Here is a 17939-nt window from a genome sequence, read left to right as displayed (position 1 = left end):
TCCCACTGAGCGCGTCAGAGCCGCACTCCCCGCTCGTCCAGCCACTCGACGGGGTCCACGCCCGACCCCAGCTGCGGCGTGAGCCGCACCTCGAAGTGCAGGTGCGGCCCCGTCGAGTTGCCGGTGGTGCCCGCCTGCCCGACCCACTGGCCGGGGTCCACCCGTTCCCCCTGGTCGACGGTGACGGCGGCCAGGTGCGCGTACTGCGTGTAGTAGCCGTCCTCGTGTTCCACCAGGACGGCGATGCCGAAGGCGCCTCCGCACGACACGGACACCACCCGGCCCGCGCCGACCGCCCGCACCGGTGTTCCGATGCCGACCGCGAAGTCCTGCCCGGTGTGCCGGTGCGTCCAGCGGCCTCCGGCGCTGTCGAAGCCCGCCGACAGGTCGTATCTCTCGACGGGCGCCATCCACGCGCGCGTGGAGTCCGTTTCCGGCTGCTCCAGGCGTACGGCGCCTCTGCACTGCCCGGCGGCGACCGCCCGGTCGGCCTCGCCCTGCAAGGTCCACTGCGCGGATTCCAGCTTGCTCTCGATCCCCCGCTTCAGCTCCGCGAGATGCTCGCTGCGGCGGTCGAGGGTGCGTTCGGCGCGGTCCGCGGTGCGCTTGGCGTCCGCGAGCCTGGCGGCGGCCCGCCGGGTCTTGCCGACGGTGTGGGTGGCGGCGAGATCCGCCTGCCGCAGCAGCCGCCGGCCACGCATCAGCTCTTCGGGGCTCTCGGCGAGCAGGAGTTGGGCGGCCTGGGACATGGCACCGCCGCTGCGGTACTGGGCATTGGCCAGCCGGCCGAGGTCCGCGTGCAGCGCGTCGGCCGCGCGGTGCTTCTTCTTCAGGAGGCGGTTGAGTTTCCGCACCTTCGCGCGCTGCGCCTCGGCGGCGTACCGCCCCACTTCGTAGCGCGCGGTGGCCAGGGAGGCCTCCTCGTAGAGGCGTGCCACTTCGGCGCTCGCGCCCGGCCCGTCGCCCGCTCCCTCACCCGGCTCCCCGGAGGCGCCCGCGGGCGTGGGGCACAGGAGTGCGCACAGCAGCACCGTCACGGCGACGAGCGGATGATGGGCACCGCGGTGGCTCAAGCGCATGTCGGGGATCGTTGCCTCGCGGCCGTGACCGGGTCCTGCCCGACTGGTGCACCCGGGGCACCCGATGCCCCGAACAGCCCACTTCCGTACGGCCGAACAGGGCCCCGCCCCTCCTAGTACGGCGCCTGCCACACCACCGTCGTACCGCCGCCGTCCTCCCCGGTGCCGGGCCCGTACCAACTGTCCCCGCCGAGCGACTCCGCACGCCTCTTGAGGTTCTTCAGGCCGCTGCGCCGACCGCCCTCCGCGATGCCGACCCCGTCGTCCGAGACCGTCAGGCGTACGCCCCGCTGCCCGTCGGGCAGGGTCACCGTCGCGTCGACGACGACATCGATCCGGTCGGCGTGCGCGTGCCGGAACGCGTTGGACAGCGCCTCGCGCAGCGCGGCGATGAGGTTCTTGCCGGAGAGCTCGCCGACCACGGCGTCGACGGGGCCCACGAAGTGGTGCGAGGGCTTGAAGCCGAGCGGCACCGCGGCCATGTTGATCTCGCGAAGTACGCGCGTACGCAAGCCCGAAGGAGCCTCTGCCGGGCCCTGCTGCAAGGCGAAGATCGCGGTCCGGATCTCCTGGATGGTCACGTCCAGTTCGTCGACGGCCTTGCCCACGCCCGTCTGCACCTCGGGCACGACGGACCGGCGCTGGGCGCTCTCCAGCATCATCCCGGTGGCGAACAGGCGCTGGATCACGAGGTCGTGCAGGTCCCGTGCGATCCGGTCGCGGTCCTCGTACACGGCGAGCCGTTCACGGTCGCGCTGCGCCTCGGCCATCATCAGCGCGAGGGCGGCCTGCGAGGCGAACTGGGTGGCGAGGGTCCGCTCGGTCTCGCTGAAGGGCCGTGCGCCACGCGCGCGTGGCGTGACGAGCGTCCCCATGACGCGGCCGTCGCTCTGCAGCGGCAGCATCATGACGGGGCCGTAGCCGCGGGCGAGGTCGGTCATCACGCGGGGGTCGGTGGCCGCGTCGTCCACGAACACGGAGTCCCCGGCGAGCAGATCAGTGATGATCCGGCTCTCCGGGGGGACGATCACGCCGAGCATTCCGGAGGGTTCGTCCGAGGAGACGGCGACGATCTCCATGCCGCCCTCCTCGTCGGGCAGGAGCACGATCCCGGCTGCCGAGTCGGCGAGATGGCGGGCCTGTTCGGCGACGACGGCGAGCGCCTCCTCCGCGTCGCTTCCCGAGAGCAGCGCCGTGGTGACCGCCACGGAGCCGTCGATCCAGCGCTCGCGCTGCATGGCGGCTTCGTAGAGGCGGGCGTTGCCGATGGCGATGCCCGCCTCCGTGGCGAGGACGCGGACCATGTGGACGTCGTACTCGTTGAAGTCGGCGCCACCCCGCTTCTCGGTCAGGTAGAGGTTGCCGAAGATCTCGCCCTGGACACGGATGGGAACGCCGAGGAAGGTCCGCATCGGCGGGTGGTGGGGCGGAAAGCCGCACGAGCGCGGATCGGCCGAGAGGTGCGCGAGGCGCAGGGTCTCCGGCTGGTGGATGAGGGCGCCGAGCAGCCCCTTGTGGCCGTCGGGCAGGCGCCCGATCCGCTCGGCGGTCTCCTCGTCGATGCCGGTGTAGACGAAGTCGGAGAGGCCCTTGCCGTCCTCGGATACGACGCCGATCGCCGCGTAGTGGGCGTCCGCGAGCTCGGCCGCCGTCTCGCAGATGCGGTCGAGCGTGGTGTGCAGTTCGAGGCCCGCGCCGACGGAGCGCATCGCCTCCAGGAGCTGCGGCACGCGCGCGGTCAGCTCGGGGGAGAGCCCGTGCAGGCCGCGGGTCGCCTGCTTCGCCGCCTCTGCCGAGTCCGATGTGCCGTCGGGCTGGGGAGAGGCGGCGGAGGCCGAGGGGGCTGACATGCCTTTGAGAGTAGTTAGTCCTATTTGGCGAGGAAAGTCGGGGGCCTGTGGCGCCTGGCCCAGGGCCCCCGTGCTCCTACCCGGCGGCCGTCACCAAGAGGTCCGCCGCCCGCTCCCGTTCCCGCATGTTCCGCAGCGGCCCCTCCACCAGGACAAGGTCCGCGTACGTGCCGCGCTGCACCACCCGGCCCGCGTCCAGGACGATCACCTCGTCCACCGCGTCGAGCCCGGCGAGCCGGTGCGTGATGAGCAGCGTCGTACGGCCCTCGGTGGCGGCGAGGAGGTCGCCGGTGAGGGCGTCGGCGGTCGGCAGGTCGAGATGTTCGGCCGGCTCGTCCAGGACGAGGACGGGGAAGTCGGCGAGCAGCGCACGGGCCAGGGCGATGCGCTGCCGCTGCCCTCCGGAGAGCCGGGCCCCGTGCTCACCGACCAGGGTGTCGAGCCCCTGGGGGAGCGAATCGGTCCACTCCCGCAGCCGGGCCCGCGCGAGGGCGCCACGCAGTTCGTCGTCACTGGCGCCCTTGCGCGCGATGAGCAGGTTCTCGCGCACGGAGCTGTCGAAGATGTGCGCGTCCTGCGCGCAGAGCCCGACGAGTTCGCGCACGGTGTCGCCGTCCAGCATGGCCGCGTCCGTACCGCCCAGGCTGTACGTGCCTTCGCTCGCCCCCAGGAACCGCAGCAGCACCTGGGCGAGCGTGGTCTTGCCGGAGCCCGAGGCCCCGACCACCGCGACCCGCCGTCCGCGCTCCAGGGTCAGGTCCACGCCCGCGAGCGCGTCCCTGCCCTGCCCCTCGTGCCGGGCGTGCAGCCCCTCGACACGGAGTGGGAAAGGCGTCTGCGGGCGCTGTGCGGGCACGGCGGGCTCGGGTACGGGTTCGGGGGCGTCGAGGACCTCGTAGACCCGCTCGGCGCTCTTCCTGACGCGCTGGCGGTACTGCACGGCGAGCGGGAGACCGAGGACCGCCTCGAAGGCGGCGAGCGGGGTGAGGACGACGACGGCGAGCGCCACGCCGCTGAGCCGGCCGTCGTGCAGCGCCTGTACGCCGACGAGAGCGGCGGCGGCCACGGTGAGGCCGGAGGCGAGCGCGCCAAGGCCGTCGCCGAGCGCGGTGGCCGTGGCGGTCCTGGACGCGATCCGGGTCAGCTCGGCATCGGCTTCCTTCGCCTTGGCCGTACGCCGGGTCAGCGCGCCCGCGACCGTCAACTCCGCGGTGCCGGTGAGCAGATCGGCCACGCGGGTGGCCAGCACCCCGCGGGCGGGGGCGAGCTTGCGCTCCGCCCGGCGGGCGACGGCTCCGGAGAGCAGCGGTACGCCCACGCCGGCGACGAGCAGGCCGACGGCCAGGACCGCGCCCGCCTCGGGCAGCAGCCAGGCGGTGAAGCCGACGGCTCCGGCGCCCACGACGGCAGCGGCCGACGCGGGCAGGAGCCAGCGCAGCCAGTAGTCCTGCATGGCGTCCACGTCGGCGACCAGACGGGAGAGGAGGTCGCCGCGGCGCGTCTTCCTGAGCCCGGCGGGGGCGAGGCGCTCAAGGCGGCGGTAGACGGCCACGCGCGTGTCGGCCAGCATCCGTAGCACGGCGTCGTGCGAGACGAGGCGCTCCGCGTAGCGGAAGACGGCGCGGCCCATGCCGAAGGCGCGGGTCGCCGTCACGGCGATCATCAGGTACATCACCGGCGGCTGCTCGGACGCCCGGCTGATCAGCCACCCCGAGGTGGCCATCAGCCCTACGGAGCTGCCGATCGCGAGGGCGCCGAGCAGCAGGGCGAGCGCGAGCTTGCCCTTGCGTGCCTGCGCCGCACCCCGCACCCGGGCCAGCACGTCGCCCTTCGGGCGGGACATCTCGTGCCCGTCCGCGCGGTCACCGGGCACGATCGGGCCACCGCGAGACTCGTCGGCAACGGCAGCGGCTACGGCAGCAGGCCCCGCTGCCGTCCCCGCGGGCTCCGGCACCTCTACGGCGCGCCCACGAAGCCGGACCTCGTCGGCGTCCAGCCGTACGACCCGATCCGCGACCGCCAACAGGGCCGGCCGATGCACCACGAGGAGCACGGTCCGCCCCACGGCCAGCCGTCGAACCGCATCGACGACGCCCTCCTCGGTCCGGCCGTCCAGAGCCGCGGTCGGCTCGTCCAGCAGCACCACGGGGCGGTCGGCCAGGAACGCCCGCGCCAGAGCGAGCCGCTGCCGCTGCCCCGCCGAGAGCCCCGCCCCGTCCTCCCCGAGCAGCGTCTCCACACCACTCGGCAGCGCGGAGACGAACTCCCAGGCCCCCGCCGCCTCCAACGCGTCCCGCACGGAAGCGTCGTCCGCGTCCGGCCGCGCGAGACGTACGTTCTCCGCGATGGACCCGGCGTACAAGTGCGGCCGTTGCGGCACCCAGGCGATGCGCTCCCGCCACCGCTCCGGTGCGACCTCGGCCAGGTCGACGCCCCCGACGCACACCCGCCCCTCGGCAGGCTCGACGAACCCCAGAATCACGTCGAGCAGCGTCGACTTGCCCACGCCGCTCGGCCCGACCAGAGCCACGGTCTCGCCGGGCTCCACCGCGAACGACACCCCGGAGACCGCGTCCGACGACCGCCCCGGATACCGGACCGTCACGCCCTCCACGCTCAACGTCCCCGAAGGCGCCGCAGCCTCCCCGGCGGCCCGTACCGGAGTCTCCAGGACCTCGAAGATCTCCTCGGCGGCCGAGAGCCCCTCCGCCGCCGCGTGGTACTGCGCGCCGACCTGGCGCAGCGGGAGATAGGCCTCGGGCGCCAGGATCAGGATCACCAGGCCCACGTACAGGTCCATGTCGCCGTGGACGAGCCGCATGCCGATCGTCACCGCGACCAGCGCCACGGAGAGCGTCGCGAGGAGTTCGAGCGCGAACGACGACAGGAAGGCGATGCGCAGCGTACGCATCGTCGCCTGGCGGTACTCGCCCGTGATCTGCCGGATCGACTCGGCCTGCGCCTTCGCGCGGCCGAACACCTTCAGCGTCGGCAGCCCCGCCACCACGTCCAGGAAGTGCCCCGACAGGCGGGAGAGGAGCCGCCACTGACGGTCCATCCGGTTCTGCGTCGCCATGCCGATCAGGATCATGAAGATCGGGATCAACGGCAGCGTCACGACGATGATCGCCGCCGACACCCAGTCCTCGGTGACGATCCTCGCGAGCACCGCCACCGGGACGACCACCGCGAGCCCCAGCTGCGGCAGATAACGCGAGAAGTAGTCGTCCAGGGCGTCCACGCCCCGCGTGGCCAGCGACACCAACGACCCCGTCCGCTGGCTGCTCAGCCAGCCCGGACCCAGCTGCCCCGCCCGGTCGAGCAGCCGCCCCCGCAGCTCCGACTTCACCGCCGCGCTCGCCCGGTGGGCGGCCAGCTCGGTCAGCCAGGCGACAAGGCCACGCCCCGCCGCGACCACCGCGAGCAGGACGAGCGGCGTCCACAGGTCACCGAGGGCGAGTCCCCGCTGGAAGGCCCCGACCACGATCTCCGCGATGAGCATCGCCTGAGCGACGACAAGCCCCGCCCCGGCGACGCCGAGGACCACCACCGCGGCCAGGAAGAGCCGGGTGGCACGGGCGTACCGCAGCAGACGCGGGTCGATTGGTTTCACGTGAAACACACCCTCCGAGGAGATCAGCGACCGAAGAGATCAGCGGGCGAAGAACTCAGTGCGCGGCATCCGCAATGTGCTGCGTCCCGATCCGCTTGCGGAACACCCAGTAGGTCCACGACTGGTAGAGCAGCACGATCGGCGTCGCGATGACCGCGCACCACGTCATGATCTTCAGGGTGTAGGGACTCGACGAGGCGTTGGTGACCGTGAGGCTCCACTCGTCGTTCAGCGACGACGGCATGACGTTCGGGAAGAGCGTCAGGAAGAGCATCGCGACGGCGGCCGCGATCGTGATGCCCGACAGCGCGAACGACCAGCCCTCGCGCCCCATCTTGATCGCCCCGATGGCACCGACCAGCGCGACCACGGCCACGGCCATCGCGACCAGGCTCTTGCCGTCGCCGTTGTCCGCCTGCGTCCAGAGCAGGAACCCGAGCGCCAGCACAGCGGTCACCAGGCCGAGCCCGAGCGCCAGCTTCCGTGCCCGCACCCGGATGTCCCCCACCGTCTTGAGCGAGGCGAAGACCGCGCCGTGGAAGGTGAACAGCGCCAGAGTGACCAGGCCGCCCAGGATCCCGTACGGGTTCAGCAGGTCCCAGAAGTCGCCCACGTACTCCTTGTGGGCGTCGATCTTCACGCCGCGCGTGATGTTGGCGAAGGCCACGCCCCACATCACCGCCGGGATCAGCGAGGTCCAGAAGATGGCCTGCTCCCAGTTGCGCTGCCACTTCTCCTCGGGCCGCTTCGCCCGGTACTCGAAGGCGACACCGCGCACGATCAGGCAGAGCAGGATGATCAGGAGCGGCAGATAGAAGCCGGAGAAGAGCGTCGCGTACCACTCCGGGAAGGCGGCGAAGGTCGCGCCGCCCGCCGTGAGCAGCCATACCTCGTTGCCGTCCCAGACGGGGCCGATGGTGTTGATGAGCACCCGCTTCTCGGTCCGGTCACGGGCGAGCAGCTTGGTGAGGATGCCGATCCCGAAGTCGAAGCCCTCCAGGAAGAAGTAGCCGATCCACAGGACTGCGATCAGCACGAACCAGACGTCGTGAAGTTCCATGTCGATCAACTCCCTCAGTACGAGAAGGCCATGGGCCGGTCGGCGTCGGCGTCATCATCGGAGCCCGATCCCGAGCCGGGACCGCCGATCTTGGTGGGCGGGTTGAGGTCGGCCTCGGTGAGCTCGGGCGGGCCCGCCTTGATGTACTTGAGCAGCAGCTTCACCTCGATCACGGCGAGAATCGCGTAGATCCCGGTGAAGACGACCAGCGACGTGATCACCTCGCCCTGCGAGACCCCCGGCGAGACCGCGTCCTGGGTCTTCAGGACGCCGTAGACCACCCAGGGCTGCCGCCCGGTCTCGGTGAAGATCCAGCCCCAGGCGGTGCCGATGAGGGGGAAGATCAGCGTCCACTGCGAGAGCCGCCACCACCAGTTGCCGAGCTTCGGTGTCAGCTCCTTGTTCTTGGTGACCATGAGCTTCGGGACGTCGTCCTCGCCCGTGCGGTGCTCCGGCGCGAGCCAGAACTTCTTCCGCGTGAGGTAGAGCCCGGCGGTGCACAGCGCCATCGAGACCCCGCCGAAGCCGATCATCCAGCGGTAGGACCAGTAGGCGGTGGGGATGTTGGGCCGGTAGTCGCCGGGCCCGAACTTCTCCTGTGCCTCCTTGTTGAGGTCGTTGATGCCAGGGATCTCGGCGCTGAAGTTGTTCTTGGCGAGGAAGGAAAGGACCCCGGGCACCTCGATGGCGACCTTGTTGTGGCCTTCGGCGACATCGCCGTACGCGAAGAGCGAGAACGGCGCCGGCTTCTCCGACTCCCACAGCGCCTCGGCTGCCGACATCTTCATCGGCTGCTGCTCGTACATGACCTTGCCGAGGGTGTCGGCGCTGACCACGGTGAGCAGGGTGCCGACGAACGCGGTGACCAGGCCGAGCCGCATCGACATCCGCATGGTGCGGATGTGCTGCTTCTTACGGAGGTGGAAGATCGCGATGCCGGTCATGAAGGCGCCGCCGACCAGGATGGCCGCCGAGATGACGTGGAAGAAGTTGACCAGCGTCGTCTCCTGGAAGAGCACCTTCGAGAAGTCGGTGAGCTCCGCCCGCTTCGTGCCGTCCCGCTCCGCGATCTTGTAGCCGACCGGGTGCTGCATAAAGGCGTTGGCGGCGATGATGAAGTACGCCGACGCGATGGTCCCGGCGGAGACGATCCAGATCGTGGCGCAGTGCAGCTTCTTCGGGAGCTTGTCCCAGCCGAAGATCCACAGGCCGATGAAGGTCGACTCGAAGAAGAAGGCGATGAGCGCCTCGAAGGCGAGCGGCGCTCCGAAGACGTCACCGACGAAACGCGAGTAGTCGGACCAGTTCATGCCGAACTGGAACTCCTGGACGATGCCGGTGACGACGCCCATCGCGATGTTGATCAGGAACAGCTTGCCCCAGAACTTGGTCGCCCTGAGGTAGTGCTCCTTGCCCGTGCGTACCCAAGCCGTCTCCAGGATCGCCGTGAGGGCGGCCAGCGAGATCGTCAGCGGGACGAACAGGAAGTGGTAGACGGTGGTGATGCCGAACTGCCATCGCGCCAGTGTCTCGGGCGCCAGAGCCAGGTCCACGTCGACTTCTCCTTACGGCCGTGCTCACATCGGCGATGTGCCCCTTTAATCCCACTGATCTCGGGAGCAACCGGGATACGCTTGTGAACGCGTTCACATTCACAAGCAATTATGACGTACAGCCTGTCGGACCGGGAAGGGGGGTCCCCCTTACTCGGGGACCCTCGCTCGAGGAACGCGAGAAGGCCCCGGGGAGCACACACCCCGGGGCCTCTCGTTGACAGTGCGCGGAGGCTACAGCTCCTTGCGGAACGCCTCCGCCGCCTGCAGAAAGATGTCGTTGGCCTCGGTCTCACCGATCGTGGCCCGCATCCCCTCGCCCGCGAACGGCCGTACGACCACGCCGGCCTTCTCGCACGCCGCCGCGAAGTCGGTCGTGTGCTCCCCGAGCCGCAGCCACACGAAGTTCGCCTGGGTCTCGGGCACCGTCCAGCCCTGCCCGCGCAGCGCGTCGACCACCCGTGTGCGCTCGGCGACCAGCGAGCCGACGCGGCCCATCAGCTCGTCCTCGGCCCGCAGCGAGGCCACCGCCGCGTCCTGCGCGAGCTGGCTCACCCCGAAGGGCACCGCCGTCTTGCGCAGGGCGGCGGCCACCGGCTCATGGGCGATCGCGAAGCCGACGCGCAGGCCCGCGAGGCCGTACGCCTTGGAGAACGTACGCAACACGGCGACATTCGGACGTTCGCGGTAGATCTCCACTCCGTCCGGCACCTCGGGGTCACGGATGAACTCGCGGTAGGCCTCGTCGAGCACGACCAGGACATCGCTCGGCACCCGGTCGAGGAACCGTTCCAGCTCGGCCCTGCGCACAACGGTGCCGGTCGGGTTGTTCGGGTTGCAGACGAAGATCAGCCGCGTCCGGTCGGTGATGGCGTCGGCCATCGCGTCCAGGTCATGGACGTCCCCCGGCGTCAGCGGGACCTTCACCGACGTGGCGCCGCTCACCTGCGTGATGATCGGGTACGCCTCGAAGGACCGCCAGGCGTAGATGACCTCGTCCCCCGGGCCCGACGTGGCCTGGATGAGCTGCTGCGCGACGCCGACGGAACCGGTGCCCGTCGCCACGTGCGACACCGGCACCCCGAAGCGGTCGGCGATCTCGTTCATCAGGCCCGTGCACGCCATGTCGGGGTAGCGGTTGAACGCTCCCGCGGCGGCGAGGGCGCTCTCCATGACGCCCGGCAGGGGCGGGTAGGGGTTCTCGTTCGAGGACAGCTTGTAGGCCACCGGACCGTCTGCCGCGGCGGGCTTCCCCGGCTTATAGGTGGGGATACCCTCCAGCTCGGCACGCAGCCTCGGGCTCGTCTCGCTCACCGCAGTCCTCCTCTGGAACACCTGCACCCTGACTTCAATACTCCTCACCTTAAGAGGATTCAGCTCTGCTGCGAATGGGTCAGGGGTATCCACTCGTATCCGCTCCCCTGGGCGCACAACGAGGGGGGAGCGCTCCCCCCTCTGGCGCGCGCCGGTGGCTCACTCCGTGGCGCGCATCACCCGTGAAGGTGAGTTGAGACCTCTTCGAGACATCGCTCATTTGGCAGGCCTGCGCACGGCGACGAGGGACCGTCTACCCCAGAGCCCCTTAACTCCCTTGCATTCCAAGGCAGTTGACCCGTTTGAACCATGCAGAAACGTGCCTGTCAACGAGTGAATATGCGCCCGCCCTACCCACCCTCATGAGCCCTACTATCGGCTCGCCATGACAGCAGCAGGGAAACACCAGGTGAGCCGAGCGGAGACCGCCCGCCGGGGCAACCGGCAGAGCCGAGCGGGCATCAGAGACGTCGCCGCCGCCGCCGGTGTCTCCATCACGACTGTCTCCGACGCTCTCAACGGCAAGGGCCGGCTCCCGGACGCCACCCGACGCCATGTCCGCGAGGTCGCCGAACGGCTGGGCTATCGCCCCTCCGCGGCGGCCCGAACGCTCCGTACCGGCAAGTCGGGCCTGATCGGCCTGACCGTGACGACCTACGGGGATGAACCTTTCACCTTCACCGAATTCGCGTACTTCGCGGAGATGGCCAGAGCCGCGACCTCGGCCGCGCTGGCCCGCGGCTACGCCCTTGTCATCCTGCCCGCCACCTCCCGGCGCAGCCCGGTCGACGTGTGGTCGAACGTCGCGCTCGACGGCACCGTCGTCGTCGATCCGTCCGACCACGACCCCGTCGTCAGCGAACTCGTGCGCCAAGGCCTACCCGTCGTGTCCGACGGCCGTCCCGCCGGGTCCCTCCCGGTCACCGCCTGGGTCGACAACGACCACGAGGCGGCGGTCCTCGAGATCCTCGATCACCTCGCGGCGGCCGGAGCCCGCCGGATCGGGCTGCTCACCGGGACCACCACGGACACGTACACACATCTGTCCACGACCGCCTATCTGCGCTGGTGCGAGCGCGTCGGACAGGACCCGGTGTACGAGTCCTACCCGGCCCACGACCCGTGTGCCGGCGCGGTCGCGGCCGACCGGCTGCTCGCCAGACCCGACCGGCCCGACGCCGTCTACGGCCTCTTCGACCCGAACGGCACCGATCTCCTCGCGGCCGCCCGCCGGTACGGCCTGCGCGTCCCGGACGACCTGCTGCTCGTGTGCTGCAGCGAGTCCACGGTCTACGCCACCACCGAACCGCCCATCACCACGCTCTCGCTCAAACCTCGGCGCATCGGCACGGCCGTGGTCCAGCTCCTCATCGACGCCATCGAAGGCCTGGATTCGGGCCGGCCCGTCGAGCAGGTGATACCGACGGAGCTGATCGTGCGCACCTCGTCCGAGCGACGTCCACCGCGCACGACGGTCAGCCCACCGCGCTCACCCGGAACGGGTTGAGCGATCAACCCACCCGGGTCGCCAGGAACGGGTTGAGCGGGCCGGTCGGCGGGGAGAACCCCCGTCGACCGGTCGTCGAGCGGCCGTCAACCGGCACTGCCTGGCACATCCCGGCCGTGGCGTGGGGGGAAACCCCTACCCAATTCGGGAGAAAACCTCGGTGAACTGGGGTTCAGCACTGATTCACCACCCCTGGTGCACCACACAGCGCGAGCCGCATTCCTATGATGGGCGGACGACACCGCGGGCCGCTGCGACCAGGCAGTCCGATCTCGGTGCAGATGCGGCGCAATGGTGGTGGAGGGGTCGATGACTCAGGGGGCCGGTCAGGGACCCGATGTGCGGACGGCGACGTTGCGCGACTTCCGCGTTCCGGCGTACGTCCATGAGACCGGTCCGGTCCTGGGGGACCCGGCGGGCGTGGCGGTTCCTGGCGCCCCGGTGGAGGGCCCAGGGGTGCCGGACGACGGTTACACCCCCACCCAGCGCGACCTGCCCGTCATCAACCGCGGAGACACCGTGCAAGTGGAGGTGCAGGCCATGCCCGAGCCTCCGCAGGCGCCGGCGTCCGACGAACACGGCCCGCTGTTCGTGGTGGGCGACGTGCACGGCTACCTGGACGAGCTGCTCGCGGCGCTCCAGGCGCAGGGCCTCATCGACGCCGAGGGCGACTGGTCCGCCGGCAACGCGCGCCTGTGGTTCCTCGGCGACTTCACCGACCGCGGCCCGGACGGCATCGGCGTCATCGACCTCGTGATGCGGCTGTCCGCGCAGGCGGCGGCCGCCGGCGGCTACTGCAAGGCGCTCATGGGCAACCACGAGCTGCTCCTGCTCGGCGCGAAGCGGTTCGGCGACACCCCGGTCAACTCGGGCGCGGGCACGGCCACCTTCCAGGCCGCCTGGCTCCTGAACGGCGGCCAGAAGACCGACATGGAGCGCCTCGAGGACCACCATCTGCAGTGGATGGCCCGCCTCGACGCGATCGAGGCGGAGGACGGGCATCTTCTGATGCACTCCGACACGACCGCCTATCTGGATTACGGCGACTCGATCGAAGCCGTGAACGACACGGTCCGCGAGACCCTCACGCGCAACGACGCCGACGAGTGCTGGGACCTGTTCAGGAAGTTCACCAAGCGCTTCGCCTTCCGCGACGAGTCGGGCCCCTCGGCCGTACGTGAACTCCTCGACATGTACGGCGGCCACCGCATCGTGCATGGCCACAGCCCCATCCCGTATCTGCTCGGTGACGTCGGCTCCGAGGATGACTCGGACGGCGGCGGTCCGGTCATCGAGGGGCCGCACATCTACGCAGGCGGACTGGCCATCGCCATGGACGGCGGAGTGACCATGGCCGGAAAACTGCTGGTCTGCCAACTTCCCCTGGATAACTGAGCGTTCGCCGGGCAGGCGCACCTCTACAGGATCACGCTGGCCAGGGGGCCTATTTCTGGAAACCCCCTGTCACCGCGTGCCTCCACGGCTCTACCATCGGCTTATCCGTAGCAGGCTCCCCTCCGTTTCTGCCCGACGGCTCGCACCCATGCGAGCCCCAAGCCCTACGGAGCATCGGGGGATGCACATGAACAGCGCTCCACACCTGCTCAATGAGGACCGCCCCGAGTACGAGCGGATCCTCGATGAGGCGCTGCGCACGGCACCGAATCGTCCTGATCTCGCCGCGGTGGGCGAGCGGCTCAATCCCGAACAGCTGCGCACCATGGCCCTGAACGCCACTGCGCTGATCACCGCAGCCGCCACGACCGAGTACACGCACTATGTGAAGGTCCGCGAGGAACTGCGCGAAAGCGGATCTGCCGCACCATCGATCCGGGAGCGGAGCACCGAGGGCCCGGCGGAAGCCGGCTCCGGTGGCCTCGGTCTCGCCACCACGATGGGGGAGGTCACCGCCCAGGCTTCGGGTGCGGGGGCCATCGCCGTCGTCGCGGTGCTCGCACCGGTTCTGGCCGGGGCCGCCGCCGCGATCTTCCTGCTCGTCGGCTACATCCTGAAGATGCTCAACCCCGAGCCCGCCTTCGCGGACACCATGCTCACCGCGGGGTGGCTGTTCGGCGCGCTCACCGCGGGGGGCATCCTGATCGCCGCGATCGGCCTGCTCCTGACCGCCCTGCGCAACGGCGCCACGTCGCTCCAGGCCGGTTCGTACGGAGAACGGAACGAGGAGGTGGTTCGCGCCAGGGAAGCCTGGGGCGAGGCCCTCATGGAGCGTGGCGTCCTGCCGTTCCTGCGGGAGGCTCTCGCGGATCCGGCGGCGCACGCGGCGCGTACGCCGTCGGCGGATCCGAGCAGCCGCATGCCCCAACTCGGCTACAACCGGCCGGGATTCAGCAGCCCGGACGGCGGACCTGCGGCGGGACCGCGCCCGAGCTTCTCGAGCCCGGACTTCTCAAGTCCGGACTTCGGCGGTCCCGACCACAAGCCGGAGTAGTACGCGCGGCTTCGGGCGGACGGTGGTGACCGTCCGCCCGCATCGCCGTGCCGTGACGCCGGTCAGTCGGCGATGGGGAGATACACGCGGTTTCCGGCTGCCGCGAACTCCTTGGACTTCTGGTCCATGCCCGCGGCGATCTCGTCCTGCGTGCCGCCGTGCTCACGCCGGATGTCGTGCGAGATCTTCATGCTGCAGAACTTCGGCCCGCACATCGAGCAGAAGTGCGCCGTCTTCGCGGGCTCCGCCGGCAGCGTCTCGTCGTGGAACTCCCGCGCCGTGACCGGGTCGAGGGCCAGGTTGAACTGGTCCTCCCAGCGGAACTCGAAGCGGGCATCCGAGAGCGCGTCGTCCCAGTCCTGTGCGCCCGGGTGCCCCTTGGCGAGGTCCGCCGCGTGGGCCGCGATCTTGTACGTGATGACGCCGGTCTTCACGTCGTCGCGGTTGGGCAGGCCCAGGTGCTCCTTGGGCGTGACGTAGCAGAGCATCGCCGTGCCCCACCAGCCGATCATCGCGGCGCCGATGCCGGAGGTGATGTGGTCGTACGCGGGTGCGATGTCGGTGGTCAGCGGGCCGAGCGTGTAGAACGGCGCCTCTTCGCAGATCTCCTGCTGGAGGTCGATGTTCTCCTTGATCTTGTGCATCGGGACGTGCCCGGGGCCCTCGATCATCGTCTGTACGTGATGACGCTTGGCGATCGTGTTGAGTTCCCCGAGGGTGCGCAATTCGGCGAACTGCGCCTCGTCGTTGGCGTCCGCGATCGAACCGGGGCGCAGGCCGTCGCCCAGGGAGTACGTCACGTCGTACGACGCGAGGATCTCGCAGAGCTCCTCGAAGTTCTCGTAGAGGAAGCTCTCCTTGTGGTGCGCCAGACACCAGGCCGCCATGATCGAGCCGCCGCGCGAGACGATGCCGGTCTTGCGGTTGGCGGTCAGCGGGACATACGGAAGGCGCACGCCCGCGTGCACCGTCATGTAGTCCACGCCCTGCTCGGCCTGCTCGATGACCGTGTCCTTGTAGATCTCCCAGGTCAGCGCCTCGGCCTGGCCGTCGACCTTCTCCAGGGCCTGGTAGAGCGGCACGGTGCCGATGGGCACGGGGGAGTTGCGCAGGACCCACTCGCGGGTCGTGTGGATGTTGCGGCCTGTGGACAGGTCCATGACCGTGTCGGCGCCCCACTTGGTCGCCCAGGTCATCTTGTCCACCTCCTCCTCGATGGAGGAGGTGACCGCGGAGTTGCCGATGTTGGCGTTCACCTTCACCAGGAACTTCTTGCCGATGATCATCGGCTCGATCTCCGGGTGGTTGACGTTGGCGGGGATGACCGCGCGGCCCGCGGCGACCTCCGCCCGCACGACCTCGGGGTCGAGGTTCTCGCGGATCCCGATGAACTCCATCTCGGGCGTGATCTCGCCGCGGCGGGCGTACGCGAGCTGCGTCACCGCCTGGCCGCCGCGGCCCCGGCGCGGCTGGCGCGGGCGGCCGGGGAAGACCGCGTCGAGGTTCTTCAGGCCTCCGCGTGGCGAGGTGTGCTTGATGCCGTCGTCCTCGGGGCGGGGCGGGCGGCCCACGTACTCCTCGGTGTCGCCGCGGGCGATGATCCAGTTCTCGCGCAGCGGTGCGAGGCCCCTGCGGACGTCGGTGTCGATGGACTCGTCGGTGTACGGACCCGAAGTGTCGTACAGGGTCACGGCTTTGCCGTTGGTGAGGTGCACCTGGCGGACCGGCACCCGCAGGTCGGGGCGCGAGCCCTCGACATACGCCTTGTGCCAGCCGATGGACTTCCCGGCCTCGTCGCTCTCGCTCTGGTTCAGCGTGTTCTGCGTCGAGGCAGGCGTGCGCGCGTCCGATGTGGTCATGAGACCTACTCCCTACGCCGGCATTACCCGGTAACAGGTTCGGCGGTCGACGCAGCGGATTCCGTACTGTTCGTGCACTCTTGTGCCGATTCGTACGGAGGTCAGCGCCCTCTCAGCCCGGTGCTCCGAGCTCCCGCGATTGCAAAGGTGGCTCCACGCTAGCGTCATGTCGGGCGCGCTGAACAGAGGGCCTCCTCCGTTCTTGCGATGATCGGGCAGTGACCTCGACACAGCCGCCGTCCCAGCCGCCCGTCCCGAACGTGCCGCCGGACCCGCATGGGCACTCCCACAGCCACGGTCCGGCCGCGCCCGTCTCCCAGCATCTGCGCAAGGTCATCGCCGCCGTGCTGATCCCCTTCGCGACGGCGGTGGTCGTGGGCCTCGTGGTGCTGTGGCCCGGTGGCGCGCCGGGCCACGAGCGCACCGGAGTCGGCTTCGACCGGCAGACCCAGTCGGCCGACGTGACGAAGGTGCAGGAGCTCCCCTGCAAGGACGTGAACGCCTCTCAGACCCCGCCCAACGGCGACACTTCCACGGCCGAGGGCCAGTCCGCGCAGTCCCGCGCGGAGGGCATCTGCAAGAAGGCCACGATCGAGGTGACCAGCGGCAAGGACAAGGGCCGCACCTTCACCGAGATCGTCCAGCCGGACTCACCGCGGCAGTTGCGCCAGGGCCAGCAGGTGGTGGTCGCCTATGAGCCCACGGCCCCCGAGGCGCTCCAGTACTCGGTCACCGACGTGAACCGCAAGCTCCCGATGGCGCTGCTCGCGGGGATCTTCGCGCTCGTCGTCGTCGCGGTAGGGCGGCTGCGCGGCGTCATGGCCCTGGTCGCGCTGGCGTTGAGCTTCCTGGTCCTGACGTTCTTCATCCTGCCCGCGATCCTGCAGGGCTCGAACCCGCTGGTCGTGGCGGTGATCGGGGCCAGCGCCATCATGCTGATCGCGCTCTACCTGTGCCACGGCCTCACGGCGCGAACATCGGTCGCGGTCCTCGGCACGCTGATCTCGCTCCTCCTCATCGGCCTCCTCGGCTCGCTCTTCATCGGCTGGGCCTCGCTGACCGGCAACACGGACGACAACACCGGCCTGATCCACGGCCTGTACCCGTCCATCGACATGAGCGGTCTGCTGCTCGCCGGCGTCATCATCGGCTCGCTCGGCGTGCTCGACGACGTGACGGTGACGCAGACGTCCGCCGTCTGGGAACTGCATCAGGCCAACCCCACGATGGGCTGGCGCGGTCTGTACGGCGCCGCCATCCGCATCGGCCGCGACCACATCGCCTCGGTCGTCAACACCCTCGTCCTGGCCTACGCGGGCGCCGCGTTGCCCCTCCTTCTGCTCTTCTCGATCGCCCAGAGCAGCGTGGGCACGGTGGCCAACAGCGAGCTGGTCGCCGAGGAGATCGTCCGCACTCTGGTCGGCTCGATCGGCCTGGTCGCCTCGGTGCCGGTGACGACGGCGCTCGCGGCCCTGGTGGTCTCGGCCGACCGCTCGACTGCCGGGGGCCGGGCGGTGACTGCGGGCCGGACGGGGACTGCGGGCCGACCGGCGAGCGCGGGCGGACCCGGGAGCGGTGCCTCCCCCGCCGCCAAGCAGAGCCGCGGCGGAAAGGGCCGCCGCCGCAAAGCCTGAGCCGCCGATGCCACGAAATGC

General features: G+C 70.2%; 11 protein-coding genes and 1 riboswitch. Of the genes, 4 read left to right on the top strand and 7 right to left on the bottom strand.

Features of this window, described 5'->3' with window-relative positions:
• Window positions 1–14: 14 nt before the first annotated feature.
• The 6 genes from ACIBCK_RS31285 to hisC form a co-directional block, all read right to left on the bottom strand.
• Complete coding sequence (locus tag ACIBCK_RS31285) at window positions 15–1079, bottom strand: M23 family metallopeptidase (RefSeq protein WP_399395698.1); 1065 nt, start codon at window positions 1077–1079, stop codon at window positions 15–17.
• 113 nt (window positions 1080–1192) lie between these two features.
• Window positions 1193–2929, bottom strand: a complete 1737-nt coding sequence (locus tag ACIBCK_RS31280) for a GAF domain-containing sensor histidine kinase (protein ID WP_399395696.1) — start codon at window positions 2927–2929, stop codon at window positions 1193–1195.
• A gap of 76 nt (window positions 2930–3005) precedes the next feature.
• Window positions 3006–6542, bottom strand: coding sequence for a thiol reductant ABC exporter subunit CydD (gene cydD / locus ACIBCK_RS31275; RefSeq protein ID WP_399395694.1), 3537 nt, complete (start codon window positions 6540–6542; stop codon window positions 3006–3008).
• A gap of 55 nt (window positions 6543–6597) precedes the next feature.
• Entirely contained in the window at window positions 6598–7602 is a 1005-nt protein-coding gene (gene cydB, locus ACIBCK_RS31270; RefSeq protein WP_399395692.1) for a cytochrome d ubiquinol oxidase subunit II, read from the bottom strand.
• Between the two features lie 14 nt (window positions 7603–7616).
• The gene (locus ACIBCK_RS31265) at window positions 7617–9155 is read right to left on the bottom strand and encodes a cytochrome ubiquinol oxidase subunit I (protein ID WP_399395689.1); all 1539 of its coding nucleotides are present in this window, start codon (window positions 9153–9155) and stop codon (window positions 7617–7619) included.
• A gap of 234 nt (window positions 9156–9389) precedes the next feature.
• Window positions 9390–10469, bottom strand: coding sequence for a histidinol-phosphate transaminase (gene hisC, locus ACIBCK_RS31260; protein ID WP_399395688.1), 1080 nt, complete (start codon window positions 10467–10469; stop codon window positions 9390–9392).
• Window positions 10470–10854: 385 nt separating this feature from the next.
• Between hisC and ACIBCK_RS31255 the strand changes: the two genes are divergently transcribed.
• From ACIBCK_RS31255 to ACIBCK_RS31245, 3 genes are all read left to right on the top strand, one after another.
• Window positions 10855–11976 carry a LacI family DNA-binding transcriptional regulator gene (locus ACIBCK_RS31255; RefSeq protein ID WP_367043667.1) on the top strand — a complete coding sequence of 374 codons (1122 nt, stop codon included), beginning with the start codon at window positions 10855–10857 and terminating at the stop codon, window positions 11974–11976.
• 294 nt (window positions 11977–12270) lie between these two features.
• The gene (locus tag ACIBCK_RS31250) at window positions 12271–13371 is read left to right on the top strand and encodes a metallophosphoesterase (RefSeq protein ID WP_399395958.1); all 1101 of its coding nucleotides are present in this window, start codon (window positions 12271–12273) and stop codon (window positions 13369–13371) included.
• Between the two features lie 181 nt (window positions 13372–13552).
• The gene (locus tag ACIBCK_RS31245; RefSeq protein WP_399395686.1) at window positions 13553–14425 is read left to right on the top strand and encodes a hypothetical protein; all 873 of its coding nucleotides are present in this window, start codon (window positions 13553–13555) and stop codon (window positions 14423–14425) included.
• A gap of 62 nt (window positions 14426–14487) precedes the next feature.
• On the opposite strand, the gene thiC is transcribed toward ACIBCK_RS31245, so the two are convergent.
• Window positions 14488–16284 (bottom strand): phosphomethylpyrimidine synthase ThiC, encoded by a 1797-nt coding sequence (gene thiC, locus ACIBCK_RS31240; RefSeq protein ID WP_399395684.1) that lies wholly within the window; start codon window positions 16282–16284, stop codon window positions 14488–14490.
• Window positions 16277–16431, bottom strand: a riboswitch (TPP riboswitch). (Overlaps the previous gene by 8 nt.)
• Before the next feature lie 71 nt (window positions 16432–16502).
• Between thiC and ACIBCK_RS31235 the strand changes: the two genes are divergently transcribed.
• Window positions 16503–17918, top strand: a complete 1416-nt coding sequence (locus ACIBCK_RS31235; RefSeq protein WP_399395683.1) for a YibE/F family protein — start codon at window positions 16503–16505, stop codon at window positions 17916–17918.
• Window positions 17919–17939: the final 21 nt, after the last annotated feature.

Source organism: Streptomyces sp. NPDC051218 (assembly GCF_044455475.1).
In the GTDB taxonomy this organism is placed as follows: Bacteria; Actinomycetota; Actinomycetes; order Streptomycetales; family Streptomycetaceae; genus Streptomyces.
Note: the sequence above shows the minus strand (reverse complement) of the source record. Positions and strands in the feature narration are given on the sequence as shown.